Source organism: Actinomadura sp. 21ATH, assembly GCF_041951345.1.
GTDB lineage: Bacteria > Actinomycetota > Actinomycetes > Streptosporangiales > Streptosporangiaceae > Spirillospora.
In genome coordinates this window covers 890,647-916,778 of record NZ_JBGNUR010000001.1, presented here as the reverse complement: position 1 = coordinate 916,778, position 26,132 = coordinate 890,647, and the positions used below count along the sequence as shown (strand labels likewise).

The following is a 26,132-nucleotide window of genomic DNA, read 5'->3' as shown; positions in this document are numbered from 1 at the left end:
CGACCGGAGCGACGAGGGAAGGCGCCGCATGGGGGTGTCCCGTAGGCGACCGGGCAGCACGGTGAGTCCGGGGATCGACTCCGGGCGGCTGGACGATCCCGGGGCGATCGAGGAGGCCGATCCGGGCGGGATGCTGCGGCAGGTCGCCTCGTCGGCGGCGCAGCTGCGGGAGGCGCGGCTGCTGGCCGCGGAGGCCGGGATCGACGCGCTGGCCGAGGACGGCCGGCCGCGGGCGATCGTGGTCACCGGCATGGGCGGCTCGGGCATCTCCGGGGACGTGCTGGCGGCCGTGTGCGGGCCGGGCTGCGCGGTGCCGGTCGTGACCGTCCGGGGCTACCACCTGCCCGGCTGGGTCGGCGCCGCCGACCTGGTGATCGCGGTGTCGTGCTCGGGCGCGACCGAGGAGACGCTGGTGGTGGCGGCGGAGGCGGCGCGGCGCGGGTGCCGGCTGCTGTTCGTCGGCGGCGCGGACTCGCCGCTGGCCGAGCTGGCCGAGCGCAACCGCGGGCTGTTCGTCCCGGTGCGCTCGGTGGGGCAGCCCCGGGCGACGCTGTGGGGGCTGACCGTTCCGCTGCTGCTCGCGGCCCGCACGCTGAAGCTGCTCGACCTGCCGGACGAGGTGCTGGAGTCGGCCGCCGGCCGGCTGGAGGACGTCGCGCACCGGTGCCGGCCGGGGAGCGAGCCGTTCGTCAACCCGGCCAAGCGGATCGCGCTCGACCTGATGGGCGACGTGCCGCTGGTGTGGGGCACCTCACCGCTGGCCGGTACGGCGGCGTACCGCTTCTGCTGCCAGCTCAACGAGAACGCCAAGTACCCGGGGGTCTGGGGCGAGCTGCCCGAGTCCGGGCACAACCAGGTGGTGGCGTTCGACGGGTACTTCGCGTCCCGCCGCGGCGGCGGTGCGGACGATCCGGACGACTTCTTCCGGGACCGGGTGGACGACGCCGAGCACGGGCTGCACCTGGTCGTGCTGCGCGACACCGAGGAGCATCCGCAGGTGGCGCGGCGCCGCGAGGTCACCGGGGAACTGGCCCGGGCGCGCGGGATCGCGGTGACGGAGATCTCCGCCGAGGGCGGGCACCCGCTCGAAAGAATCGCGACAATGATCGCACTCTCGGACTACATCACGGTTTACTTGGCTATCGCGCTGGGGGCCGACCCCACACCGGTGTCGGCCATTCAAGAGCTCAAGGCAAGGATCGTTGATATATGAGTGCTGAGGGCGGAACCAAGGCGATCGTCGCCGCGCTGGCCGCCAACCTGGGAATCGCGGCCTCCAAGTTCGTCGCGTACTTGTTCACGCATTCGTCGTCCATGCTGGCCGAGTCGATCCACTCGCTGGCCGACTCGGGGAACCAGGCCCTGCTGCTGGTGGGGCGCAAGCGCTCCGAGCGCCAGCGCACGCCCCAGCACCCGTTCGGGTACGGCCGGGAGCGCTACTTCTACGCGTTCGTCGTCGCCGTCGTGCTGTTCACGGTCGGTGCGGTGTTCTCGCTGTACGAGGGCATCCACAAGATCACCGACCCGCACGAGGTGAAGTCGCCGGCCTGGGCGTTCGGTGTGCTGATCGCGGCGATCATCATGGAGACCTTCTCGTTCCGCACCGCGATCGTGGAGTCCAACCGCGTGCGCGGCAGCAAGTCCTGGGTGCAGTTCATCCGCCGGTCCAAGTCCCCCGAGCTGCCGGTCGTGCTGCTGGAGGACCTCGGCGCGCTGGTCGGCCTGATCCTGGCGCTGCTGGGCGTCACGATGGCCGTGGTGACCGGCAACGGCGTCTGGGACGGCGTCGGCACGGTGGCCATCGGCGTGCTGCTCGCCGTGATCGCGATCGTGCTCGCGCTGGAGACCAAGAGCCTGCTGATCGGCGAGGGCGCCGACCCGGAGGTCGAGCGGGAGATCCAGCGGGCGCTGGAGTCGGTGGACGAGGTCGACCGCGTCATCCACATGCGCACGCAGTACGTGGGCCCGGAGGAGATGCTGATCGCCGCCAAGATCGCGGTGAATCACGACGACACGGCCGCGGACGTGGCCCGGGGCATCGACGCCGCCGAGGCGAAGGTCAGGGAGCAGTTCCCGGTGGCCCGCCTGATCTACCTGGAGCCCGCCATCGACGAGGCCCGCCAGGGCGGGGTCTCGGCGGAGGGGAGCACCACGGAGACGGCGGAGGCCACGGAGACGGACGCCGCGGAGAAGTCCTCGTCGTCCTGACCTGGCTCCCTCGCATGGGAAGCAGCCTCGCCGGTCGGTGGCCTTTCGCCGGTCGACCCCAGCCCAGGCTTGACCGGCCGTACCCCGGCCGGCGAGGACGCCTTCCCATGCTCCCCGCCCGGACCCCTGAAGCCGGGCGGTTCTGGCGTGACCGCGGCGGCTCGCCGAACCCCCTATGTCAGCGGGCCACCGGCTCGGTCACGGTTAAGACATTACGTGCCGGGATCCCGCCGGTACGTCCCCCTGGAGGAGGGAACGCGGGTCGTTCTCGAGGGGGATACGAGCTGATCGCATAACACCGCACGGTGAGGTGAGAACCCGCCCGCAGCGGTCAGTATTGAGGGGTGACCAGCGACCAGCACTCCCAGACCCCGGCGCCGCCCGGGCCGCCGCACGGGCGCGGCGCCCCGCCCACCGGGTTCGGCGCGGGGCTCGCCCACCACGCGTGGCGGCTGTCCGGCCGGATCGTGGCGGGCGTGGGCCAGCTGCTGCTGTGGATCCTCACCGGGGCCGGCCGGCTGCTGCGCCCCCTCGGCGTGCGGATCGGCGCCAAGCTGTACGGCCGCCGCGCCGCCCCCGCCCCCGGCGGGCCCGGCAGCGACGGCCGCACCCGGACGGCCCCGGCGGCCGGCACGACCGCGCCGCTGCCGCGCTGGATCAACGCCTGGAGCGAGTTCACCCGGGCCTGGTACTTCGCCCCGCTCACCGGGCTCGCGCTGACCGTCGCCGCGCTCGCCGAGCTGGCGCCGCGGGTGGAGACGCCGCTGACCGTGGAGGGCGCGTTCGCCGTCGCGGGCACGCTGCCGCTGGTGTGGCGGGCCGAGTCGCTGCGCCCGGTCGCGGCCGTGGTGCTCGGCGCGTTCGCGGCGAGCCTGCTGACCGGCCAGACCGTGCTGGTGACGACCGCGTTCGCCGCGCTGTACACGCTGTACGCGCTGGGCCGGCAGCTGCCCCGGCAGTCCGCGGGCGCGCTGGCGGTCGGCGCGGCGGTGATCGTCGCGGTCGTCTACCTGGCGACGAGCACGCTGGACGACATTCCCTGGCCGGCCGCCGCCGTGGCCGTGCTGGCGGCGATCGGGCTGGGCGACGCCCGCCGGGCCGTGGAGACCGCGGACCGGACGCAGGCGGAGGCGCACGAGCGCACCAGCGAGACCCTCACCCGGCTCACCGCCGTGCAGCGCGAGCAGGCGGTGATGCGGGAGCGCGCCCGGATCGCCCGCGAGCTGCACGACGTGGTCGCCCACTCGGTCTCGATGATCGCCGTGCAGGCCGAGACCGCGCCGTACACGATGCAGAACCTCTCGCCGGAGGCCCGCGCCGGCTACTCCGAGATCGCCCGGACCGCCCGGGACGCGCTGGTGGAGATGCGTCGGCTGCTGAGCGTGCTGCGCGCCGACGCCAAGCCGGAGCCCGAGTCGGCGCCGCAGCCGCGCCTCGACCGGCTGCCGGACCTGATCGACCAGCACCGGGCCGCGGCCGGCCAGGTGGACCTGGCGGTGCAGGGCGAGCCGCGGTCGCTGTCGACGACGGTCGAGCTGTCGGCGTACCGGATCGTCCAGGAGGCGCTGACGAACGCGCGGCGGCACGCGCCGGGCGCCGGGGTGCGGGTGGAGCTGACGTACCTGCCGGACCGGCTGGCGGTGCGGGTCCGCGACGACGGCTCGGCCGCGCCGACCATGGTGCTGAACCGGGACGGCGGCGCGCCGCGTACCGCGGTACTGGATCCCGCCGACCTGGCGAACACCGCCGGAAGCGGCCAGAGCGGCCGTACCCGCCTGGAAACCCCGCATTCGGGCGAAGAGGGCGGCGGACATGGCCTCGTGGGCATGCGGGAACGTGCGACCATGCTGGGCGGACGGTTCTCCGCCGGTCCGGCCGCCGAGGGCGGGTTCCTGGTGGAGGCCGAGCTTCCGCTGACGAGGGAGGAGAGCCCCACCCGTGACCCCGGTTCCCAGCCGCCCGGGCGGCCCTGACCGCCGTTCCGCGTCCCCCGGAGCGGCGGAGTGATCAAGGTACTGATCGTCGACGACCAGACGATCGTGCGGGCCGGGTTCGCCGCGCTGCTGGACGCCCAGCCCGACATCTCCGTCGCCGGCGAGGCGGGCGACGGCCGGGAGGCGGTCCGGCTGGCCGAGGCCGAGCGGCCCGACGTGATCGTGATGGACATCCGGATGCCCGGGATGGACGGGATCGAGGCGACCCGCCGCATCCTGGCCAAGCCGTGGGCGGACGGCGTCCGGGTGTTGGTGCTGACGACGTTCGACGTGGACGAGTACGTCTACGACGCGCTCGCCGTGGGCGCCAGCGGGTTCCTGCTGAAGGACGCCACCGCCGACGAGCTGGTGTCGGCCGTACGGGTCGTGGCCCGTGGCGACTCGCTGCTCGCGCCGCAGGTCACCGGGCGGCTGATCCGCGAGTTCACCAAGCAGCGCCGCAACCAGCCGAAGGCGCCGTCCGAGTTGTCCACGCTCACCGCCCGGGAGACCGAGGTGCTCGTCCTGATCGCGGGCGGGCTGTCCAACGGCGAGATCGCGCAGCGGCTCGTGGTGAGCGAGCACACGGTCAAGACCCATGTCGCCCGCGTCTTCACCAAGCTGGGCCTGCGCGACCGCGCCCAGGCGGTCATGCTCGCGTACGAGTCCGGCGTCGTCGTACCAGGCGAGAACCCGCCCGCTTAGGGAACGCGCCCACTTCAGAGAACGCGCCCGCCGTCCTTCTCGCGCCGAAGGCGTAGGATGACTGACCAGTCAGTCAAAGGAGGCCGGATGACCCCGAAACACGTCGACGAGGACGCCCGGCGACAGCAGATCCTGAACGCGGCGATCCGGGTGTTCGCCCGCAAGGGCTTCGCCGCCTCGCGCGTCGAGGACGTCGCCGCCGAGGCCGGGATCGGCAAGGGCAGCGTCTACCTGGCGTTCGACAGCCGCGAGGCGATCCTGGACGCCGTCTTCGAGGAGTTGGCCGCCGCCGACGCGGAGATCGTCCGGATCGCGCGCACGCTCGGCCGCCCGGCCGTCGAACGGCTCGAATGGCTCGTGCACGCCGTGATCGGCGCGGCCGCGGGCGATCCCGACCTGGCCCGCCTCTTCCTGGACCTGTGGACGGTCGGCCGGGGCGGCGAACCCGGCCGCCCCCTGAACATGTCCCGCGTCTACGAGCGGTACCGCGAGGCGGTCACCGTCCTGCTGGAGGAGGCCGCCGCCGAGGGCGCGGTACGCGCCGGGACCGGCGCCGCCGAGGCGGCCGTCATCGTCGGCGCCATCGAGGGCTGCCTGCTCCAGTGGGTCGTCGACCCCCGGGTGCCGCTCCGCGAGCTGGCCGGCTCGATCGTCGCCGTCTGCCTGGACGGCCTGCGCCCGCGGGAGGACGCGTGACGGCCCTCCGTACGATCAACGGCCTCCTGGTGGCGCCGGGCGCCGGTACCGGCGAGCTGGCCGTGACCTACGGCGCCGCGGCCGCCGGAACGGTCCTCGCGGCCGCTCTCGCCCTCGACGCCGGGTACGCCGCCCTCCCGGCCGCGGTCATCGCCGCCGTCGCGTTCGACATGTTCGGGGGAGCGGTCGCCAACGCCACGGGAGCGGCCAAGCGGCGCTTCCACGGGCCGGGCGAGGCCCCGTCCAGGCGGCTGGGGTTCGTGGCCGTCCACGTGCAGCCGTTCCTGGTCGCCCTCGCGGTGCCCGGCTACGGCTGGGCCGCCGCCGGACTCCTGTACGCGCTGGCCGTCGCGGGCGCCCTCGCCGCCACGGCCGCCCCGGCGGACCTGCGGCCTCCGGTCGCCTTCGGCGCCGCCGTCCTCGGCACCGCCGTCGCGCTGACCGCGTTCCCCGTCCCCGGCGCGCTCCTCTGGCTGGCACCGGCGTTGCTGGTCAAGCTCCTCCTCGCGCACTTCCTCCCGGCCTAGGGCGGGAGCGCTGCTGGAGGAGCCGCAGGGCCTTCTCCTTCTCGAAGTCCAGGGCCCGGGTGGGCGGCGCGGACAGCCGTCCGACCCGCTCGCCCAGCTCGCGGACCCGCGCCTGCACCTCGGGCTCGGCCAGCACCCGCAGCCCGAAGGCCAGCTCGGCGGGGCCGATGTCGTACCGCTTCTCCAGGGCCAGCGCGAGCGCGACGGCGCGCAGCTCCGCGTCCCCGAACCGGCGGTGGCCGCCCGCGACGCGGCCGCGCGAACCGGGGTACGGCTCCCGGGTCGCGGGCAGCAGCCCGAGGCTCTCGCGGTAGCGGAGCATGCGGGGCGAGGTACCGAGCCGGCGGGCGGCCTCCGTGATGCGCATGGGCCGATTCTGACAAATCCGTGTCAGAAAGTCAGGTCCGGCCGTGCTCCGCACCCGGGGACGGGCCTAGACTCGCGGGCGAACCCGGCACCGGACCCCGCCCCGGCGGCGGTCGCCGATCACAGTGGACGACGAGGAGTTACCCAAGCATGGACTACAAGGTCGCCGACCTGTCGCTGGCCGACTTCGGGCGCCGGGAGATCCGGCTCGCCGAGCACGAGATGCCCGGCCTGATGGCCGTACGCGCCGAGTACGCCGAGGCCAGGCCGCTGCGCGGGGCCAAGATCATGGGCTCGCTGCACATGACGATCCAGACCGCCGTGCTGATCGAGACGCTGGTCGAGCTCGGCGCCGACGTCCGCTGGGTGTCCTGCAACATCTTCTCCACCCAGGACCACGCCGCCGCGGCCGTCGTCGTCGGCAAGGACGGCACCCCTGAGGACCCGAAGGGCGTCCCGGTGTTCGCCTGGAAGGGCGAGACGCTGGAGGAGTACTGGTGGTGCACCGACCAGGCCCTCGCGTGGCCGGACGGGTCGGGCCCCAACATGATCCTCGACGACGGCGGCGACGCCACCCTGCTGGTGCACAAGGGCGCCGAGTACGAGAAGGCGGGCGCCGTCCCGTCCGCGACCGCCGAGGACCCCGAGGAGTGGGGCATCATCCTCGACACGCTGCGCCGCACCATCGCCGAGCGTCCCGGCCGCTGGACCGAGACCGCCGCCGGCATCAAGGGCGTCACCGAGGAGACCACCACCGGCGTCCACCGCCTGTACGAGATGGCCAAGGAGGGCACCCTGGCCTTCCCGGCGATCAACGTCAACGACTCGGTCACCAAGTCGAAGTTCGACAACAAGTACGGCTGCCGCCACTCGGTCATCGACGGCCTCAACCGCGCCACCGACGTGCTGATCGGCGGCAAGGTCGCCGTGGTCTGCGGCTACGGCGACGTGGGCAAGGGCTGCGCCGACGCGCTGCGCGGCCAGGGCGCCCGCGTCATCGTCACCGAGATCGACCCGATCTGCGCGCTCCAGGCCGCGATGGACGGCTTCCAGGTCACCACCCTGGAGGACGTCGTCGAGATCGCCGACATCTTCGTCACCACCACCGGCAACTTCAACATCATCCGCGCCGACCACATGGCCCGGATGAAGCACCAGGCGATCGTGTCCAACATCGGGCACTTCGACAACGAGATCGACATGGCCGGCCTGGCCAAGATCGACGGCATCGAGCGGATCGAGATCAAGCCGCAGGTGCACGAGTGGCGCTTCCCCGACGGCCACTCCATCCTGGTCCTGGCCGAGGGCCGCCTGATGAACCTGGGCTGCGCCACCGGCCACCCCTCGTTCGTGATGTCCAACTCGTTCACCAACCAGGTGATCGCCCAGATCGAGCTCTTCACCAAGACCGAGGAGTACCCGATCGGCGTCTACGTGCTGCCCAAGCACCTGGACGAGAAGGTCGCCCGCCTCCACCTCGACGCCCTCGGCGTCAAGCTCACCGAGCTGACCAAGGAGCAGGCCGCCTACATCGGCGTTCACGTCGAGGGCCCGTACAAGCCGGACCACTACCGATACTGATCGGGATCCGGTAAAGATCGAGCGAGCACGCCGCCGTACGGCCCGTCCCGGCCGTACGGCGGCTCTCGTCTGATTGAAGGTGGGAACTGGTGAGCGACATCGCGGACGTCTCCCTCGCGTACGAGGGGGTCAAGCGGATCGAGTGGGCCGACCGGACCATGCCCGTGCTGCGGCAGATCCGGGAGCGGTTCGCGGCCGAGCGCCCGCTGGACGGCCTCCGCGTCGCCGCCTGCATGCACATCACCACCGAGACCGCCAACCTCATCCGGACGCTCCAGGCGGGCGGCGCGAGCGTGGCGCTGGCGGCGTCCAACCCGCTGTCGACGCAGGACGACACCGCCGCGGCGCTCGTCCAGGAGTACGGGGCCGAGGTGTTCGCCCGTTCCGGGACCGACCGGGAGGGCTACTACCGGCACATCCACCAGGCGCTGGAGACCGGGCCCGACCTCGTCCTGGACGACGGGTGCGACCTGGTCAACACGCTGCACATCGACCGGACCGACCTGATCGGGACCGTCAAGGGCGGCTGCGAGGAGACGACCACGGGCGTCATCCGGCTGCACCAGATGGCGCGCGAGGGGGCGCTGAAGTTCCCGATGGTGGCGGTGAACGACACCGACACCAAGCACATGTTCGACAACCGGTACGGGACGGGCCAGTCCACGCTCGACGGCATCGTCCGGGCCACCAACACGCTGCTGGCCGGCAAGACGATCGTGATCGCGGGTTTCGGGTACTGCGGCCGCGGCCTCGCCGAGCGCGCCCGCGGGCTCGGCGCCCGCGTGGTCGTCACCGAGATCGACCCGGTGAAGGCGCTGGACGCCGCGCTCCAGGGGTTCGCCGTGCAGCCGATGGCCGAGGCCGCGCCGCTCGGCGACGTGTTCATCACCGTCACCGGCAACCGGGACGTGATCGCGGCCGAGCACCTCGCCGTCATGAAGGACGGCGCGATCCTCGCCAACTCCGGCCACTTCGACGTCGAGATCGACGTGCGCGCCCTGAACGACCTCGCCGTGGACGTCCACGAGGGCGTCCGCCCGCAGGCCGACGAGTACGTCCTGGCCGACGGCCGGCGGCTGGTCCTGCTCGCCGAGGGGCGGCTGGTCAACCTCGCCGCCGCCGAGGGGCACCCCGCCGCCGTCATGGACATGTCGTTCGCCGACCAGGCCCTCACCCTGGCCTGGCTCGCCACCGCGTACGAGACGCTCGAACCCGCCGTCCACGAGGTCCCCAAGGAGATCGACACCGAGGTCGCGCGGCTCAAGCTCGCGTCCATGTCGATCGGCATCGACACGCTGACCGCCGAGCAGGAGGACTACCTGCACTCGTGGCGGCTGGGCTCCTGAGCATGCCGCGCGGCACGTACCTGCATCTGGACGGCGGCCTGGAGGAGCGCTTCCGGTGCGCTCCCGGCGCGGGCGGCTGGCGCTACGTCGGCGAACGCTCCGACGGCGTCCGCACCGACCTCGTCGCCGACACCCGCTGGCGGCAGATCCGGGTCGAGCTGGCCGGGCCCGAGTGGCGCATCCGCGGCGGCGTCACCGGCCGCGACCTCGTCTGGGTGCGCGGCGACGCCGAGCACCAGGCCCGCGCGGTGGGCTTCCTGGGGGAGTCCCCGGCGTTCCTGGTCGCGCTGTCCCGCACGCTGGACCTGCGGCCGGGGGAGGGGGCGTCCGTACGCGTCGTCCAGGTCACGGGCCCGTCGCTGGCGACCCTCACCGTCGACCGCCGCTGGCGCCTGACGGGGATCACCCCGTACGAGACCGAGACCGACCCGCTGCCGGTCGCGGCCTACGAACTGACCGACCTCGCCACCGGCGAGGTCGCCCCGGTACACGTGGCAGGCGACGTGGTCCTGAACGCCCCGGGAATAGAGCTCACCGACCTCGAATCCCCTCCGAACCTCTAAGCCCGCGGGGGCTGCTGCTGCGGCCACCCGCCCGTCTGTCCCTGAGGCGGCTGCTGCGGCCAGGTGCCCGTGTGCCCCTGGGGTGCCGTCTGCTGCTGCGGCCACGCGCCTGCCTGTCCCTGGGGCGGCTGCTGCTGGTGCGGCCAGCCACCGGGGGCCTGGGGGTTCTGCGGCACGAGGACCTGCTGGTACGGGCCCGCGCCGTAGTCGGTGGGCGGCAGGAAACGCGGCCGGCCGGGCTGGGGGGCGCTGAACGGGGGCGGCGCGGGCGGGCCCTGGCGCATCGGGCCCGCGGCCGGTGCGGCACCCGCCATGGCCATGACGGGGGCGGGCGCCGGGGCGGTGGGCCAGGCGTGGCCCAGCTTGCGCATGCGTGCCGCCTGGCGGCGGTAGAGGCGCCACTCCTCGCGGCGGCGGCGTTCGGCCAGCACGGCCGAGATGAAGATCTCCGGGCGCACGCCGTCGGGCGGCGGCGGGCTCACCGCGGCGCGGACCTGGTCGGCGATCCGGCCGCCGAGCTGGTCGCGCACCTCAGTGCGCAGCTCCCAGAAGCGCGACAGGTACTGCCGGGCGGTCATCGCCAGCTCGTCCGACACCATGGAGACCTCAAGGTTGCGGGCCCAGCCGGCGAGCTGCGGGGGCATCACCGCGACGGGGCCGTGCAGCGCCGCGTGCGGTAGCCGCTCCTGGATGACGACCGTGCCCGCGAACACGTCGCCGAGCCGCTTGCCGCGCTTGTTGAACAGCGAGGTGAGCAGGGCCGGCGCGCCGTAGAGGACGAAGAACTCCAGGAAGCCCGCGAGCGCCCGTACCAGGGCCTGCCGGAAGCGGATCGGGCCGCCGTCCTCGGCCACCACCCGGATGCCCACGGCGAGCTTGCCGAGCGTGCGGCCGCGCGTCAGCGTCTCGAACGCGCACGGGTACCCGACGATCACGCCCGCGACCGCCAGGATGCTCAGCCCCACGCCCCATGCCTCGTCGGCGACGACCGCGGTCATCCCCGCCACGTACAGCAGCAGGTTGAGGATCATCATCTGGAAGAACAGGTCCAGCAGGAGGGCGCAGCCCCGGCTGGCCAGGCGCGCGACCCGGATGTCGAGCGCGACGGCCTCGCCGGTGACGAGTTGCGTCAAGGTGCCTCCTCCGTTGGGGGTGCCGGGTCCATTTTGCCCGTACGAGCGGCCGAGGCGTTAGTCTCGCCGGGTGGACGTCGACGCCTTCGTGGCCGCGCACAACGCCGAGTGGCAGCGGCTGGAGCGGCTGATCAACTCAAGCCGCAAGCTGACCGGCCCGGAGATCGACGAGCTGGTCGAGCTCTACCAGCGCACCGCCACGCACCTGTCGGTCGTACGGTCGAGCTCGCCCGACCCGATGCTGGTCGGCCGGCTGTCCGCGCTGGTGGCGCGGGGGCGCGCGGCCGTCGCCGGCGCGCAGGCCCCGCTGTGGCGGGACGTGGGCCGGTTCGCCACCGTATCGTTCCCGGCGACCGCGTACCGGATGCGCTGGTGGTGGCTCGGCTGCGCGGTGCTCGGCAACCTGGTCGCGCTGGTCCTCGCGATCTGGGTGGCGCGGAACCCGCAGGTGCAGGCGGCGATCGCGACCCCGCACGAGATCAGGCGGCTGGTCGAGCACGACTTCGCCAACTACTACGTCGAGCATTCGGCGGCGTCGTTCGCCTTCCAGGTCTGGATCAACAACGCGTGGGTGTCGGCGACCGCGCTGATCTTCGGCATCCTGCTCGGCATCCCGACGATCTACGTGCTGCTCCTCAACCAGGTCAACCTGGGGCTCACGGCGGGCCTGATGTTCGCGCACGGCAAGGGCGACATCTTCTTCGGCCTGATCCTGCCGCACGGCCTGCTGGAGCTCACCGCCGTCTACCTGGCCTGCGCCGCCGGCCTCAAGCTGGGCTGGACGGTCATCGACCCGGGCCGCCGCCGGCGCGGCCAGGCGCTGGCCGAGGAGGGCCGCGCCGCCGTCGGCGTCGCGCTCGGCCTCATCGCCGTCCTGCTGGTCTCCGGCCTCATCGAGGGCTTCGTGACCGGCTGGGTCCACACCACCTGGCTCCGCATCGGCATCGGCGTCGTCGCCGAGGTCGCGTTCCTGGCGTACGTGATCGTCCTCGGCCGCCGCGCCGTCCGCCGGGGCGAGACCGGCGACCCCGAACTCCGCCCCGACCTCGCCCCCACGGCGGGCTAGAGCCGGCCGGCGGCCTTCAGGGCCAGGTACGCGTCGGCGAGGGCCGGGGCGATCTCGTCCGGTGGGGCGTCGACGACCTCGACGCCGTGGCTGCGGAGCTCGGCGGTGAGGCGGCGGCGCTCGGCGCGGGCCCGTTCGGCGGCGGCCGCGTCGTACACCGAGGCCAGGTCGCCCCGGGTGGCGGCCATCTCGCCCACCCGCGGATCGCCGACGGCGGCGATCATGACGAGGTGGCGGGCGGTGAGCTGCGGGAGGAGCGGGATCAGGCCCTCCTCCAGCGCGGCGGTGTTGAGCTCGGTGAGCAGCACGACCAGGCAGCGCTGCCGGACGCGGGACATGAGCGTGGACACCATGCCGGCGGCGTCGCTCTCGATCAGCTCGGGTTCGAGCGGCGCCATCGCCTGCACCATCGTGGGGAGCAGGTCCGTACGGGACGCGCCCTCCACCCGGGCGCGGACGCGCCGGTCGTACGCGAGCAGGTCCACCCGGTCCCCGGCCCGGGACGCGAGCGCCCCCAGCAGGAGGGCGGCGTCCATCGAGCAGTCGAGCCGGGGGATGTCGCCGACGCGGCCCGCGGACGTGCGGCCCGTGTCGAGGACGAGGTAGAGCCGGCGGTCGCGCTCGGGACGCCAGGTGCGGACGACCACGTCGGCGCGGCGGGCGGTGGCCCGCCAGTCGATCGAGCGGACGTCGTCGCCGTCGACGTACTCGCGCAGCGAGTCGAACTCGGTGCCCTGGCCGCGGATCAGCGCCACGTGCTGGCCGGTCAGCTGCCGGAGCTTCGCGAGCTTGCCGGGCAGGTGGCGGCGGGCGGGGAAGGCCGGCAGGACGCGGAGCGTCCACGGCGCGGGCCGCGACAGCTGCCGGGCGGCGAGGCCGAGCGGCCCCACCGAGCGGACGGTCACGGTCACGGCCTTGCGGTCGCCGCGCCGCGTGGGGACGAGCGTGATGTCCGTACGGCGCCGCTCCCCGGCCGGGACGTCCACCGCGTGGGTACGGGTGACCGCGCCCGCGCTCGGCTGCCAGGCGTCCCGCACGACGGCCTTGAGGCGCCGCCGGCCGAGGTTCTCGACGATCAGCGCGACCGTCGCCTTCTCGCCCAGCCGCACGTTGGTGTCGCCGGCGCGGTGGAAGCGCAGCGCCCGGACGTTGCCCGCCAGCGCCAGGTCGGCCACCACGCCCAGCAGCAGGACGCCCAGGACGCCGAGCGGCGTCCACCAGCTCGGAAGGAGGATCGGCAGCGGAGCCGCGAGCAGCGCCAGCAGGCCCAGGCGTCCGGTCAGCGCCATGGAGTGTTCCCTCCGGTCAGCGGGGCGCCGGGACGTGGGAGAGGATGCCCTCCAGCACGCCGTCGGTGGTGGCCCCCTCCAGCTCCGCCTCGGGGCGCAGCTGGACGCGGTGCCGCAGCGTCGGCCGGGCGAGCGCCTTGACGTCGTCGGGCGTCACGTAGTCGCGGCCCGACATCCATGCCCAGGCGCGGGACGTCGCCAGCAGCGCCGTCGCGCCGCGCGGGGACACGCCGAGCGCGAGCGACGGGGACTGCCGGGTGGCGCGGCACAGGTCGACGACGTACGCGGCGACCTTGGGGTCCAGGTGGACGGTCCGTACGGCGGCGCGCCCGGCGGCCAGATCGCCCGGCCCGGCCACCGGCCGCACCGCCGACAGGTCGCGCGGGTCGAAGCCGGTCGCGTGCCGCTGGAGCATCGCGATCTCCTCGTCCCGGGTGGGGACGGGCACGGTCAGCTTCAGCAGGAACCGGTCGAGCTGGGCCTCGGGCAGCGGGTAGGTGCCCTCGTACTCGATCGGGTTCTGCGTCGCGCAGACCACGAACGGGTCGGGCAGCGCGCGCGGCATGCCCTCCACCGACACCTGCCGCTCCTCCATGGCCTCCAGCAGCGACGCCTGGGTCTTGGGCGGCGTCCGGTTGATCTCGTCCGCCAGGAGCAGGTTGGTGAAGACCGGGCCCTCGCGGAACTCGAACTCCGCGGTCCGGTTGTCGTAGATCAGCGAGCCGGTGACGTCGCCGGGCATCAGGTCGGGCGTGAACTGCACCCGCTTGAAGTCCAGGTCGAGCGCCGCCGCCAGCGTCCGGATCATGAGGGTCTTGGCGGTGCCGGGCACGCCTTCCAGCAGCACGTGGCCGCGGCACAGCAGCGAGATGACCAGGCCGGTCACCACCGAGTCCTGGCCGACGACGGTCTTCGCGACCTCGCCGCGCAGCGCGGTCAGCGCGGCCCGCGCCGTGTCGGACCCTTCGAGGGCGCCGCCGGGGCGGTCGTCGTCGGACGGCATCCCCTTGTCGAGCTCGACTGGGTGGTTCACGAGAGGCGTACCTGCCTTTCCAGGTCGTCGAGGAGGTCGGTGAGCCCGACGAGTTGCCCGTCGTCCCCCGGTTCAGGACCGTACAGGGCCGCGCCGACCATCGCCTCGTCGTACGTGCTGCGCTGGGCGACGGCGGCGACGATCTCGCGCGCCGCGGCCGGGTCCTGGGCGGCGCTGCGGGGCAGCCCGAGCAGCGGGACGAGGCGTTCGCGCGTCCCGGCGCGCAGCGCCTCGGCGGCGCTGCCGCGGGCCCGGTGCGCCCGGTAGAGGCGGGCCCGGCCCTCCACGGTCTCGGCGGACCGGACGATGACGGGGAGCGCCTCGGCCACCACCGGCCCGAGCCGGCGGGCCCGCCACAGCGCGACGAGCACGACGGCGATGATCAGCTGGAGGATGAGCAGCTTGACCCCGAACGGCAGCAGGTCGCCGAGCGACTCCTCCTCGCTGCCGCTGCCCGGCGCGGGCATGTCGGGGATCAGCCAGACGGTCGCGGCGCGGGCGCCGGCCAGGTTCATGCCGAGGGCGGCGTTGCCCTCGTCGCGGAGCCGCTCGTTGGTGAGCGGCGCGGCGGAGCCGAGAACGGTGATCGTCCGGCCGGCGGCCGGGACCTGGACCAGCCGGTGCAGGTCGTCCTCGGACCGGTAGCAGCCGATGCCGCCGCTCGCGCCGCCGGTGAGCTGGTACGTGTCGGACCGCCCGAACTCGACCCGCCCGGCGATCTCGGCGCCGCGCACGGCGCAGCCGGGCTCGGACACCGGCTCGTAGCTGCTGCTCGCGCGCTCCACGCCGGGGGCGAGCCCGGCGAGCACGTCCCGGGACGGCTCGACCAGCAGCAGGTCGCCGCGGGTGCCGCGGAGCAGGGCGATGTCGCGGTCGGTGAGCCGCTCCGGCCGGGTGATCACGAGTACGGTGCCGGGGCCGGCCTTCCCGGCCGCGTCACCCGCGTCGCGGGACACCTGGACGGGGTTGCCGCGCTGCTTGAGGATCTCGGCGAGCGCGCGGGTGCCGCCGGGGCGGGCCGATTCGGGGTCCAGGTCCTGGTCGGAGCCGGACGGGCGCAGCGCGGCGATCCCTAGCGCGACGACGACCAGGGCGAGCACGGCGAACAGCACGCCCCGCGAGGACCGCCAGCGGCGCGCGGCCACCTGGCCCGCGGTGGGGCCGTCGCCGCCGGCCGCCGGGCCGGGCGGGGCCGCGGGGGCGGTGGAGGGACGGTCGCTCATCACCATCGCGGGCCCCCTTCGTCGGCGGCCGTCCCGGCGAGCGCGGCCTCGTCCTCGCCGCCGAGGGGGCGCGGGCGCGCGGCCCGGACCCGCTCGTCCAGCGCCTTCATCCGCGCGTACGACTCCGCGCTGCCCGGCCGGTCGCCGTACCAGACGTCGTCGAAGATCCGGACGCCGTCGCGCAGCCCGCCGGCCAGCTCGGGCAGCGCCGCGCCCGCCTCGGCGGCCAGCTCGTCGGCGGTGCGGCCCGGCTGCGGCGCGAGGACGGCGCGTTCCTCCAGGTCGCGGGCTATGGCGCGGAGGCGCTCGCGGATGGCCTTGGGCCAGTCGCCGGCGGCGGCGTGCTCCTCGGCGGCGGTCCGGTGGTCGCGCGCCGTGGTCGGCTTCTCGTCCAGCAGCGCCTCGCGCCGGGACCGGACGTTGCCGCGCCCCCACATCAGCCAGGCGACCAGGCCGATGGCGGCGGCGACCAGGAGGAGGATGACGACCAGCGAGACGTACCCGCCGTCGTTGCCGTGCGCCGACGGGTCGACGCCGCGGTTCATCAGCTCGCGCAGCCACTCGCCGACGCGGTCCAGGACCCGTTCCAGCCAGGACGGCTGGTCGCGCTGGTAGATCGGCTTCTCCAGCTCGCGGCGGGCCAGCTCCTCGGCCTCCTCGCGGCCGATCGGTTCGGGCAGCTTCACGGCATCGCCCCGGTCTCGTACGGCAGCGGTCCGGCCCGGTGCCGCGGCGCGGGCGGCTCCCAGGTCTCGAAGAACTCGTCGTCAGGATCCCGGCGGTCCGCGCCCTCGCCCCGGGCCTCGCCGTTCTCGCCCTCGGGCGCGCGGCCGGTGCCCGCCACCGGGCCGGTACGGGCCGCCGCGCGCTCGACGGCGCGGGTGCGCAGCTCCAGGTCGAGCCCCTCGCGGCGCATCCGGCGGTCCAGGTAGAGCAGCGCGATCACGCCCGCGTCGAACGGCAGCACCACCGTCCAGCTCACGATGCGGCCCACGGTGTCGACGGCCAGCGCGAACAGCGCCTCGTTCCCCTGCCCGTCCGCGCCCGCGTCGCCGCCGAAGAAGATCAGCTCCACCAGCAGGAACGGGATCCGCAGCGCGAAGAACCCCATGAAGACCGTGACCAGGATGGCCAGCAGGCAGGTGCCGAACGTCCGCCACCAGCGCCCGCGGGACAGCGCGTACGCGCGCTTGAGGGCGCCGCCGACGCTCTGCCGTTCCAGGACCACGGCCGGCGCGGCCAGCACGAGCAGCACGTACAGCCACACCATCAGGACCGCGCCGAGCGGGAAGCCGATCACGGCCGACAGCACGCCCGCCCCGGCGGGCGCGTCGACCGCGACGAACGCCGCGAACGGCAGGGTCGGGACCGCCAGCCCCAGCAGCGGGACGAGGGTGACCACCAGCGCGGTGCCGACCAGCCGCCACAGCCGGGGGCGGGTGTCCCGCCAGGCGCGGCGCAGCGGCACCGGCTGCCCGTACAGCCCGCGGCCGATCACCGGCCCGAGCATCCCGGCCAGCAGCACGATCGCGAACGCCGACAGCACCAGGCCGAACGCGCCGAGCGTGAACTGCGTGCCGACCGAGCGGACCACCCAGCTCGGGGTGACCTCGTCGCGCGCGGTCCGGCCGACGAAGTAGTACGCGGCCACCGACCCGGCCACCTGGACGACCGTGGTCATCAGCAGGGAGGTGCCGAGGACGGCGCGCGGGTAGAGCCGGATGCAGGCGATCGCGCCGTCCAGGATCTCCGCGATCGACAGCGGCCGGAACGGGATCTCGCCCGCGAGGGCCGTGTCCGTGCCGTCCGGTGTCGCCATGTCCGCTCCCCGTGCGATTACTCGTCGGGTCATCCTGTCACGGGCCGCCGTCCGCGTTCGCCCGTCCGCCCGCACGCCCGGCGATCTTTCCGGAACCGGACGGGTCACGGACCAGGCAAACGCGGGTAACCTGGCACGCTGAGGTGGGTATCCCCCGCGCGCCGTGCCCGCCGCACCCCGACAGATCCCCGTCAGACCTGCCAGATCCCACGATTTCCCCCCACCATCCCCGACTTTAGTGACGATGAGGGCCATGAGAGGACGCGTACTGGTCGTCGACGACGATCTCGCTCTCGCCGAGATGCTCGGCATCGTGCTGAGGGGCGAGGGTTTCGAGCCGTCGTTCGTCCATGACGGCGACAAGGCGCTCGAGGCGTTCCGGGAGACCCGGCCCGACCTCGTGCTGCTCGACCTGATGCTCCCCGGCGCCGACGGCATCGACGTGTGCCGCCAGATCCGCGCGGAGTCCGGCATCCCGATCGTGATGCTCACCGCCAAGAGCGACACCGTGGACGTGGTGCTCGGCCTGGAGTCGGGCGCCGACGACTACATCGTCAAGCCGTTCAAGCCCAAGGAGCTGGTGGCCCGGGTGCGCGCCCGGCTGCGCCGCACCGACGAGCCCGCGCCCGAGACGCTGCAGATCGGCGACATCACCATCGACGTCGCCGGCCACTCGGTCAAGCGCGGCGACCGGCACATCCCGCTCACCCCGCTGGAGTTCGACCTCCTGGTCGCGCTGGCCCGCAAGCCGCGCCAGGTGTTCACCCGCGAGGTGCTGCTGGAGCAGGTCTGGGGCTACCGGCACGCCGCCGACACCCGGCTGGTGAACGTGCACGTGCAGCGGCTCCGCGCCAAGATCGAGAAGGATCCGGAACGGCCCGAGATCGTCGTGACCGTCCGCGGCGTCGGCTACAAGGCCGGACCCGCCTGACCAGGCGCCCGTACCCCGCGATGAACAGGGTCAGGCGCCTCGCCCGCCGCGGGCTCGGCAGGACGCGCCGAGTGCTCCGCGGCGCGATCGGCCGTGCCTACACGCGGTGGCGGCGCTCCATCCAGGTACGGGTCGTCACCTCGACGCTGTTCATCTCCGCGATCGTGGTGGCGATCCTCGGCCTGTTCCTGATGCAGCAGATCACCACCGCGCTGATGGACGGCAAGGTCAAGGCCGCCCGCCTCCAGCTCGACGAGGGCCTCAGCGCCGTCCAGCGCGACCTCGGCAACCCGTCCGAGGACGCCGGCGGCCGGCTGGAGACCGTCGTCAACTCGCTGAAGGCGCGCAGCGGCCCGTCCGGGCTGTACGAGGTGTACATCCGGGACGTGCGGCAGCCGTACTTCGACGGGTTCGCCACCAACGAGCTGCGCGAGGAGAGCGTCCCGCAGCGGCTCCGCGAGGAGCTGGCCAAGGGGCCCTCGGGGACGCGCGGGTCCACGTACGGCACGCTCTCCTACATCGGGCAGCCCGACGAGCCCGGCCTGATCGTCGGCGGCAAGACCGGCCAGTACGAGCTGTACTACCTGTTCCCGCTGACCGAGGAGCAGGCGACGCTGACGTTCGTCGGCCGCTCGCTCGTCGGCGTCGGCGCGGTGCTGCTGGTGCTGCTCGCCGCGATCGCGTCGCTGGTCACCCGGCAGGTGGTGATCCCGGTACGGCTCGCCGCGCAGGGCGCCCAGCGGCTCGCCGCCGGCCGGCTCGAAGAGCGGATGCGGGTGCGCGGCGAGGACGACCTGGCCCGGCTGGCGCGCTCGTTCAACGACATGGCCGCCAACCTCCAGGAGAAGATCGGCGAGCTGGAGGACCTGTCGCAGGTGCAGCGGCAGTTCGTCTCGGACGTCTCGCACGAGCTGCGCACGCCGCTGACCACCATCCGGATCGCGGCCGACATGCTCTACGAGTCCCGCGAGAGCTTCTCCGACCCGGCCGTCGGCCGGTCCGCCGAGCTGCTGCAGAGCCAGCTCGAACGGTTCGAGTCCCTCCTCGCCGACCTGCTGGAGATCAGCCGGCACGACGCCGGCGCCGCCACCCTGGACGCCGAGTCGCTCGACATGCGCGACCTGGTGCTGCGCGCCGTCGGCGACATCCAGAACCTGGCCGAGCGCAAGGGCAGCAAGGTCGTCTTCCAGCTTCCTGGCGAGCCCTGCATGGCCGAGGTCGACCGCCGCCGCGTCGAGCGCATCATGCGGAACCTGCTGGTCAACGCCGTCGAGCACGGCGAGGGCGAGGACATCGTGGTGTCCGTCGCCGCCGACCGCGACGCCGTCGCCGTGGCCGTCCGCGACCACGGCGTCGGCCTCAAGTCGGGCGAGGGCCAGATGGTCTTCGACCGCTTCTGGCGCGCCGACCCCGCCCGCGCCCGCACCACCGGCGGCACCGGGCTCGGCCTGTCGATCTCCCGTGAGGACGCCCAGCTGCACGGCGGCTGGCTCCAGGCGTGGGGCGAGCCCGGCGCGGGCTCGCAGTTCCGGCTGTCGCTGCCGCGGGTCGCCGGGGCCGAACTGCGGGGATCCCCGCTGCCCCTGGTGCCGCCCGGCGCCGGCGGCCCGCGGCCACTGTTCGCGGAACTGGAGGTGGGGGATTGAGGCGGAGCGTCGTGGGCCTCGCCGCGATCGCGGCGCTGCTGCTGAGCGGCTGCGCGGGCGTGCCGAGCGGCGGCCGGGTGATCACCGGCAAGGCCGCCGAGGGCGCCGACCAGGTCGACGACCCGTACGTCCGGCTCGTCCCGGTGCGACCGCGTCCCGAATGGGGGCCGCAGCAGGTCGTCGCCGGCTACCTCACCGCCTCCGCCGGCTTCGACGACGACCACGCCGTCGCCCGCGCGTACCTCTCCTCACCGGCCCTCTGGCGCCCCGGCGCCCGCCCCGCCGTGACCGTCTTCCAGGAGCGGGAGGAGCCCGAGCTCGTCAAGCAGAACGGCGCCACCGCCACCGTCCGCGTGCGGGGCCAGCAGCTCGGCACCATCGACCAGGGCGGCCAGTACATCGCCGCCCCCAAGAACGTCGAGGTCCTCTTCCAGGTCGGCAAGACCGCGCACGGCGTCTGGCGCGTCACCGGCCTGCCGCCCGAGGCGCAGAGCGGGCTGCTGCTGACCAAGGGCGACGTGGACCGCGCGTTCCGGACGGTCAACCTGTTCTTCTTCGCGCCCGACCGGCACACCCTCGTACCGAACGGGATCTTCCTGCCCCTGGTGAACCGGCAGGACCTGCCCGCCCACCTCGTCCGCGCCCTCCTGGACGGCCCCACGGCGTGGCTCGACCCCGCGGTGGAGAGCACGTTCCCCGAAGGCACCCGCCTGCGCGGCGTCACGGTGGCCAAGGACGTCGCCACCGTCGACCTCAGCAAGGAGGCCCGCGGCGGCAACCTGGAACGGATGTCCGCCCAGATCGGCTGGACGCTGCGCCAGCTTTCGGAGATCAAGCACTGGCGGCTCCAGATCGAGGGGGAGACGGCGGCGCCCGACGGCGTGTCGTCCACCCAGCCGATCCGGGCCTGGCAGGCCAACGCCCCCGACGGCGAGGCCAACAACAAGAACGCCTACGTCATCGGCGCCGCCGGCCACCTCAGCCAGCTCCTCCAGGACCAGCCGCAGCCCGTCGCCACCGGCAACCCCGGCCGCCTCACCCGGCCCGCCGTCGCCCCCGACTACGTGGAGGTCGCCGGGCTCGCCGCCGAGGGCGACGAACTCCTGGTCGGCGACCTGATCGCGGGGGCGGTCAACATCCGTAACGTCCTGTCGTCCTCCCGCAAGGGCTCGCGCTTCACCGCGCCCACCTGGGACCGCTACGGCCGCCTCTGGACGGTCGAGTCCACCGGCGACAAGTCCTGGCTGTGGGTCCGCGAGCGCCGCGGCCGCGCGCCCGTCCGCGTCGAGCACTGGGGCCTCGGCGGCCGCCAGGTCAAGGCGTTCCGCGTCTCCCGCGACGGCGTCCGCGCCGCCGCGATCGTCAACATGGACGGCCGCGACCAGGTCCAGATCGGCCGCATCGTCCGCCGCGGCGGCACCGACGTGGGCTCGTTCCTGCCGGTCAGCTCCGAACTCGGCGGCGCCGTCGACCTGGTCTGGCGCGACTACGGCACCCTCGCCGTCCTGGGACGCAAGAACTTCGACTCGCAGACCCTGGCGTACCTCGTCCCCGTCAGCGGCGGCGCGATCAGCTCCCTCGGCGTCGGCTCCCTGGGCGCGCCCCAGTCCATCGCCGCCGCCCCCGGCGAGCCCGTGCTGATCGGCACGAGGTCGGCCCACAAGACGCAGATCTGCCGCCAGCGCACCCCGCGCGACCGCTTCAGCGAATGGGTCTGCAACATCCCCGCCTCGGACCCGACCTACCCCGGCTGAGGTTTTCCACAATCCCGCGACCCCCTGCCGTCCGCCGCCGCGCCCCGCGACCGTGGACTCCATGGGACTCGCCACCGCCTTCCTCGACCTCCTCCTCCCGCAGACCTGCGCAGGCTGCGCCCGCCCCCCGGCCCTCCTCTGCGGCCCCTGCGCGTCCGTCCTGACCGCCGTACCCCGCCCCGCCTGGCCTTCCCCCGTGCCCCGGGGCCTCCCGCGCCCCTGGACGGCCTGCGCGTACGAGGGCCCCGTCCGCTCGATCATCACCGCCCACAAGGAGCGCGGCCGCACCTCCCTGGCCGCCCCCTTGGGCGAAACACTGGCCCGCCCACTCCAGACGGCCCTCTCCCACCTCCCCCCAACGCCCGCCACAGGCGTCCACCCCTCGCCCGGGAGGGGCGGCCACATCCCGCCGGGCGCCGACGGCCACGTCCCGCCGGGGAGTACCGGCCGGGTCCTGCCGAGTGCCGGCAGCCATGTCTTGTGGGACGGCGGGCGTCGGGGGCCGCCCGGGGCGGGAGTGCTGATCGTGCCGGTGCCTTCGGGGCGGCGGGCGGTGCGGCGGCGAGGGCATGATCCGACGTTGCGGATGGCGGAGGCGGCCGCCGGGCGGTTGCGGGCGGCCGGGGCGGCCGTGAGCGTCCTCCAGGCGCTCCGGCAGCGGCGGAGGGTTCTGGACCAGGCGGGGCTCCCGGTCGGCCGGCGAGCGGCGAATCTGGCGGGCGCGCTGGAGGTCCTGCCGTCCGCCGCGGTGGCGGGCCGCACGGTCGTGCTGGTGGACGACGTGATCACGACGGGCGCGACGCTGGCCGAGGCCGCCCGGGCCCTGCGGGCGGCGGACGCCCGCGTCGCCGCCGCCGCCACCGTCGCGGCGACGCCGCTCCGGCGCGCCGGCCCGTGATCCCGTCGCTGGAAACGGTGAGTTTCTTCACGTTGCTCTCTGTGGGGGGAGGTTAGTTACTGAACGTGATGAACGGCGCCCGGCATGGCGATGTTCGCGGCGTACGGGGGGATTTGGACGGTCACGTGTGGTGAGGGTCGCGGTACAGGTTTCCCAAACTCGCTACCAGCCGGTACGCGGCGGGCGCGGGCGCGGGGTCAGGGGCCGGAAAGGCTTGCGGGACAGGGTTTCCGGGCGCTCGGGCCGGGCCGGATGCGGGCTCCGGGGGGCCGCGGAGGGTACCTCTCGATGACGGTCAGTGAGTATTTCCTCTTGTTACCCCCCTGACATTCGTGCCGGAAGCGGTTAGCGTTCCTGACATGGCACCCGCCCGGGTCCGTGGTTGCGTCGGATCGGTGCGCTCGTCAGGAGCGCGTCAGCCGGTCCGGCTAGCCGATGCCAGGCGCAGGCGAAACGGCCCACGTAAGGCGACTTCTCGTCGACCGATCACGGTGCGCCTTAGAGGTAAGTCCTGCCCCATCGGGGGATCCGACATCCCCCGTACCGGGAGAAGGGCAGTAGTGGCGAAAGCGCCGCGAGCCCCTCAGCAGGCGGATGTGGGGACGAAGACCAGGTCGGCCGGGCGGGTGCGACCCCAGCGGGTCGTGGCGTCCGTTCCCCGAGGCAGGGAAGCGGGGGCGGACGAGGATCGCAATCGGGAGAAGGGGGGTCCCGCGTGGACATCATCGTGAGGGGCCGTCACACCGACGTCAACGACAGGTTCCGGCGGCACGTCGACACCAAGCTGGCAAAGATCGAACGACTCGACAGCAAGGTCAGGCGGGTCGACGTGGAGGTGTCGCAGGAACGCAACCCGCGCCAGGCCGACAAGCGGGAACGGGTCGAGCTGACCATCCGCTCGCGCGGGCCGGTGATCCGCGCGGAGGCGGCCGCCGACGACCGGTACGGCGCCCTCGACCTGGCGCTCGACAAGCTCGAATCCCGGCTGCGCCGCGGCAGCGACCGGCGGAAGGTCCACCACGGCAGCCGCGGCCAGGCGAAGCTGGCCACCATGGAGCCGCTGCCGGACGCGGCGCCCGACGTCCTGCCGGTGTCCCCGCCGCCCGTCAAGACGGCGCAGACGGCCGTCCGGGAGGACGCCGAGGACGTGTACGAGGCCGTCGACTCGGCCATGGACGAGCACCTCGTCCCGATCCCCATGGAGGGCGACTGCCCCATCGTCGTCCGCGAGAAGTTCCACAAGGCCGAGCCGATGGGCATCGAGCAGGCCCTCTTCGAGATGGAACTGGTCGGTCACGACTTCTTTCTCTTCAGGGACAAGGCCACGGGCCACCCTTCCGTCGTATACAGGAGGAGAGGCTGGGACTACGGCGTCATCCGACTTGTCGAAGAGTGATGCGGCACCTGCGCCACGTCACCGCCCGGTCCGTGTCATGATCTAGAAAGGCGTTACCCAGCACGGCTTCGCAAGACCCGAGATCACGAATAGTGAAGGGGGGAAGCGGCGTCTCCTCCACGCCGCGCCTCAGGTGAGCGAGAATCCCCAGGCTCGCGGCGCCGCGCCGGTGCCCCGCCAGGCCGCCGGCGACACCCCGGCCGGTGCGGGCCCCGGCGATCCCATCCGCGTGCTCATCGTCGACGACCACGCACTGTTCCGCCGCGGCCTGGAGATGGTCCTGCAGGGTGAGGACGACATCGAGGTCATCGGCGAGGGCGGGGACGGCCACGAGGCCGTCGAGATGGCCGGCGACCTGCTGCCCGATGTCGTCCTCATGGACATCCGGATGCCGCGCCGCAGCGGCATCGAGGCGTGTACGGCGATCAAGGACGCGGCGCCCAGCGCCAAGATCGTGATGCTGACGATCAGCGACGAGGAGGAGGACCTCTTCGAGGCGATCAAGGCGGGCGCCAGCGGCTACCTGCTCAAGGAGATCTCCATCGACGAGGTCCCGCAGGCGGTGCGCGCCGTGCACGGCGGCCAGTCGCTGATCAGCCCGTCGATGGCGTCCAAGCTGATCACCGAGTTCGCCGCGCTGGCCAAGAAGAGCGAGGAGCGCACCCAGCAGGTCCCCGCGCCCCGGCTCACCGAGCGCGAGATGGAGGTGCTGCGGCTGGTCGCCCGGGGGCTGGGCAACCGGGAGATCGCCCGCGAGCTGTTCATCTCCGAGAACACCGTGAAGAACCACGTGCGCAACATCCTGGAGAAGCTCCAGCTGCACTCCCGGATGGAGGCCGTGGTCTACGCCGTGCGGGAGAAGCTCCTCGAGATCACCTGATGATCTTCATCCGGCCGGTGCCTCCCGTACGAAGGCCAAGGGGAGGACCGGCCGGGAAGGGAACGCGATGACTGCGGCGCACGGGGACGTCCCGTCCCTGCTCGGGGCGTGGGCGGCCGGCGCCTGCCCGCCCGGCGAGGCGGCGCGGGTGGCCGAGCACCTCGCCGAGTGCCCGTCCTGCATGGCGGAGAGCCGCGCCCTGGCCACCGCCACCGCCTTCCTCGGCGAGCCGGCCGGGCCGCCGCCGCCCGCGCTGCGGGACCGGATCATGTCCGCGGCCCGCTCGCGCCGCGCCCCGGCCCCGGACGTCCCGGACGTCCCGGCCTTCGCGGCGCCGTACGCCGCCCAGGTCGCGACCCTCGACGCCCTCCTCGCAGAGCTGGCGCCGGCCGACTGGTCCACCACCGTGATCTACGACTGGACGGTCCAGGACGTGGTCGCCCACCTGGCCGCCGTGGACGGCCTCCTCCACGAGCAGCTCGGGGACGAGGATCCGGGCCCGGTCGGCGGCGAGGCCGACGTGGACGCCCGCACCGCGAGCGCGATCGCGTACGAGCGCGCCCGCACCCCCGAGCGGACCCGTACCGCCTGGCGCTCCCGGTCCGGCGCCCTGTGCGAGCGCCTCGCCGCATCCGGGGCCTCTCCGGAGCGGCAGGTCCGGTTGCGCTTCCGGGCGCCGCTGGACGGGGCGTTCATCGCCCGCGCGTTCGAGACGTGGGTGCACACGGCCGACATCGCGGCGGCCGTGGGGCGCGGCGTCCCGGATCCGCTGCCGCGGCACCTGCACGCGATGGCCGATCTCGGCGTCCGGGTGCTGCCCGTGGCGCTGGCCATCCGCAGCGGTGGCGGCGCGGAGGGCGCCGCGCGCGTGGTCCTGGACGGCCCCGGCGGCGGCGAGTGGCTCGTTCCGCTGGGCGGGGACGGGGCGGACGCGCCGCCGGTCGTGACGCTGGAGCTGGGCGTCATGGAGTTCTGCCTGCTGGCGGCCGACCGGCGGGAGCCGGGCGCGGTACGGGTGGACATCGGGGGCGATGTCGCGCTCGGGCGGCGGCTGCTGGAGTCGGCGTCGGCGTTCGCGGGCCCCTGACACCGGCTAGGC

24 protein-coding genes are annotated in these 26,132 nt (G+C 73.7%); 17 read left to right on the top strand and 7 right to left on the bottom strand.

Annotated features, from left to right (window positions below):
- Positions 1 to 61: 61 nt before the first annotated feature.
- The 6 genes from ACA361_RS04430 to ACA361_RS04405 all read left to right on the top strand — a co-directional run bounded on the left by ACA361_RS04430 (position 62) and on the right by ACA361_RS04405 (position 6,109).
- Positions 62 to 1,213, top strand: coding sequence for an SIS domain-containing protein (locus ACA361_RS04430; protein ID WP_375010480.1), 1,152 nt, complete (start codon positions 62 to 64; stop codon positions 1,211 to 1,213).
- The gene (locus ACA361_RS04425; RefSeq protein WP_375010479.1) at positions 1,210 to 2,208 is read left to right on the top strand and encodes a cation diffusion facilitator family transporter; all 999 of its coding nucleotides are present in this window, start codon (positions 1,210 to 1,212) and stop codon (positions 2,206 to 2,208) included. Before ACA361_RS04430 ends, ACA361_RS04425 begins: the two co-directional genes overlap by 4 nt.
- Positions 2,209 to 2,552: 344 nt before the next feature.
- The gene (locus ACA361_RS04420) at positions 2,553 to 4,181 is read left to right on the top strand and encodes a sensor histidine kinase (RefSeq protein WP_375010478.1); all 1,629 of its coding nucleotides are present in this window, start codon (positions 2,553 to 2,555) and stop codon (positions 4,179 to 4,181) included.
- Positions 4,182 to 4,211: 30 nt separating this feature from the next.
- Positions 4,212 to 4,886, top strand: coding sequence for a response regulator (locus ACA361_RS04415; RefSeq protein ID WP_375010477.1), 675 nt, complete (start codon positions 4,212 to 4,214; stop codon positions 4,884 to 4,886).
- Positions 4,887 to 4,973: 87 nt separating this feature from the next.
- A complete protein-coding gene (locus ACA361_RS04410; protein ID WP_375010476.1) occupies positions 4,974 to 5,582 on the top strand; it encodes a TetR/AcrR family transcriptional regulator in 609 nt (202 codons plus the stop codon).
- Positions 5,579 to 6,109: a hypothetical protein gene (locus ACA361_RS04405; RefSeq protein ID WP_375010475.1), complete on the top strand. Its 531-nt coding sequence runs from the start codon at positions 5,579 to 5,581 to the stop codon at positions 6,107 to 6,109. The genes ACA361_RS04410 and ACA361_RS04405 overlap by 4 nt, the downstream gene beginning before the upstream one ends.
- Here the strand turns inward: ACA361_RS04405 and ACA361_RS04400 are convergent.
- Positions 6,075 to 6,476, bottom strand: a complete 402-nt coding sequence (locus ACA361_RS04400; protein WP_375010474.1) for a MerR family DNA-binding transcriptional regulator — start codon at positions 6,474 to 6,476, stop codon at positions 6,075 to 6,077. The genes ACA361_RS04405 and ACA361_RS04400 overlap by 35 nt on opposite strands.
- Before the next feature lie 149 nt (positions 6,477 to 6,625).
- Between ACA361_RS04400 and ahcY (ACA361_RS04395) the strand changes: the two genes are divergently transcribed.
- From ahcY (ACA361_RS04395) to ACA361_RS04385, 3 genes are all read left to right on the top strand, one after another.
- Positions 6,626 to 8,056, top strand: a complete 1,431-nt coding sequence (ahcY, locus tag ACA361_RS04395; RefSeq protein ID WP_375010473.1) for an adenosylhomocysteinase — start codon at positions 6,626 to 6,628, stop codon at positions 8,054 to 8,056.
- A gap of 89 nt (positions 8,057 to 8,145) precedes the next feature.
- Positions 8,146 to 9,402, top strand: a complete 1,257-nt coding sequence (gene ahcY / locus ACA361_RS04390) for an adenosylhomocysteinase (RefSeq protein WP_375010472.1) — start codon at positions 8,146 to 8,148, stop codon at positions 9,400 to 9,402.
- Positions 9,384 to 9,965 (top strand): hypothetical protein, encoded by a 582-nt coding sequence (locus ACA361_RS04385; RefSeq protein ID WP_375010471.1) that lies wholly within the window; start codon positions 9,384 to 9,386, stop codon positions 9,963 to 9,965. Before ahcY (ACA361_RS04390) ends, ACA361_RS04385 begins: the two co-directional genes overlap by 19 nt.
- Here ACA361_RS04385 and ACA361_RS04380 read toward each other — a convergent pair.
- On the bottom strand, positions 9,962 to 11,098 hold the full coding sequence (locus ACA361_RS04380) for an RDD family protein (RefSeq protein ID WP_375010470.1): 1,137 nt from the start codon (positions 11,096 to 11,098) through the stop codon (positions 9,962 to 9,964). The two genes, ACA361_RS04385 and ACA361_RS04380, sit on opposite strands and share 4 nt — an antisense overlap.
- A 70-nt stretch (positions 11,099 to 11,168) precedes the next feature.
- Between ACA361_RS04380 and ACA361_RS04375 the strand changes: the two genes are divergently transcribed.
- Positions 11,169 to 12,164 (top strand): stage II sporulation protein M, encoded by a 996-nt coding sequence (locus tag ACA361_RS04375; RefSeq protein ID WP_375010469.1) that lies wholly within the window; start codon positions 11,169 to 11,171, stop codon positions 12,162 to 12,164.
- Here the strand turns inward: ACA361_RS04375 and ACA361_RS04370 are convergent.
- From ACA361_RS04370 to ACA361_RS04350, 5 genes are read right to left on the bottom strand one after another with little or no spacing between them, the layout of a single operon-like run.
- A complete protein-coding gene (locus ACA361_RS04370; protein ID WP_375010468.1) occupies positions 12,161 to 13,453 on the bottom strand; it encodes a DUF58 domain-containing protein in 1,293 nt (430 codons plus the stop codon). The two genes, ACA361_RS04375 and ACA361_RS04370, sit on opposite strands and share 4 nt — an antisense overlap.
- A gap of 16 nt (positions 13,454 to 13,469) precedes the next feature.
- Positions 13,470 to 14,456 (bottom strand): AAA family ATPase, encoded by a 987-nt coding sequence (locus tag ACA361_RS04365; RefSeq protein ID WP_375010894.1) that lies wholly within the window; start codon positions 14,454 to 14,456, stop codon positions 13,470 to 13,472.
- A 26-nt stretch (positions 14,457 to 14,482) separates the two neighbouring features.
- Positions 14,483 to 15,709: a DUF4350 domain-containing protein gene (locus tag ACA361_RS04360; RefSeq protein WP_375010467.1), complete on the bottom strand. Its 1,227-nt coding sequence runs from the start codon at positions 15,707 to 15,709 to the stop codon at positions 14,483 to 14,485.
- Complete coding sequence (locus tag ACA361_RS04355) at positions 15,709 to 16,395, bottom strand: DUF4129 domain-containing protein (RefSeq protein WP_375010466.1); 687 nt, start codon at positions 16,393 to 16,395, stop codon at positions 15,709 to 15,711. The genes ACA361_RS04360 and ACA361_RS04355 overlap by 1 nt, the downstream gene beginning before the upstream one ends.
- On the bottom strand, positions 16,392 to 17,528 hold the full coding sequence (locus tag ACA361_RS04350; protein ID WP_375010465.1) for a hypothetical protein: 1,137 nt from the start codon (positions 17,526 to 17,528) through the stop codon (positions 16,392 to 16,394). The genes ACA361_RS04355 and ACA361_RS04350 overlap by 4 nt, the downstream gene beginning before the upstream one ends.
- Positions 17,529 to 17,781: 253 nt before the next feature.
- On the opposite strand from ACA361_RS04350, the gene mtrA reads away from it, so the two are divergent.
- From mtrA to ACA361_RS04315, 7 genes are all read left to right on the top strand, one after another.
- Complete coding sequence (gene mtrA / locus ACA361_RS04345; protein WP_030165828.1) at positions 17,782 to 18,459, top strand: MtrAB system response regulator MtrA; 678 nt, start codon at positions 17,782 to 17,784, stop codon at positions 18,457 to 18,459.
- A 20-nt stretch (positions 18,460 to 18,479) separates the two neighbouring features.
- Complete coding sequence (gene mtrB, locus ACA361_RS04340; protein ID WP_375010464.1) at positions 18,480 to 20,105, top strand: MtrAB system histidine kinase MtrB; 1,626 nt, start codon at positions 18,480 to 18,482, stop codon at positions 20,103 to 20,105.
- Complete coding sequence (locus tag ACA361_RS04335) at positions 20,102 to 21,859, top strand: LpqB family beta-propeller domain-containing protein (protein ID WP_375010463.1); 1,758 nt, start codon at positions 20,102 to 20,104, stop codon at positions 21,857 to 21,859. The genes mtrB and ACA361_RS04335 overlap by 4 nt, the downstream gene beginning before the upstream one ends.
- A 586-nt stretch (positions 21,860 to 22,445) precedes the next feature.
- Positions 22,446 to 22,757 carry a ComF family protein gene (locus tag ACA361_RS04330; RefSeq protein WP_375010893.1) on the top strand — a complete coding sequence of 104 codons (312 nt, stop codon included), beginning with the start codon at positions 22,446 to 22,448 and terminating at the stop codon, positions 22,755 to 22,757.
- A gap of 715 nt (positions 22,758 to 23,472) precedes the next feature.
- Positions 23,473 to 24,153: a ribosome hibernation-promoting factor, HPF/YfiA family gene (hpf, locus tag ACA361_RS04325; RefSeq protein WP_375010462.1), complete on the top strand. Its 681-nt coding sequence runs from the start codon at positions 23,473 to 23,475 to the stop codon at positions 24,151 to 24,153.
- Positions 24,154 to 24,286: 133 nt separating this feature from the next.
- Positions 24,287 to 25,033, top strand: coding sequence for a response regulator (locus ACA361_RS04320; RefSeq protein ID WP_375010461.1), 747 nt, complete (start codon positions 24,287 to 24,289; stop codon positions 25,031 to 25,033).
- Between the two features lie 67 nt (positions 25,034 to 25,100).
- The gene (locus ACA361_RS04315; RefSeq protein ID WP_375010460.1) at positions 25,101 to 26,120 is read left to right on the top strand and encodes a maleylpyruvate isomerase family mycothiol-dependent enzyme; all 1,020 of its coding nucleotides are present in this window, start codon (positions 25,101 to 25,103) and stop codon (positions 26,118 to 26,120) included.
- The last annotated feature ends 12 nt before the right edge of the window (positions 26,121 to 26,132 follow it).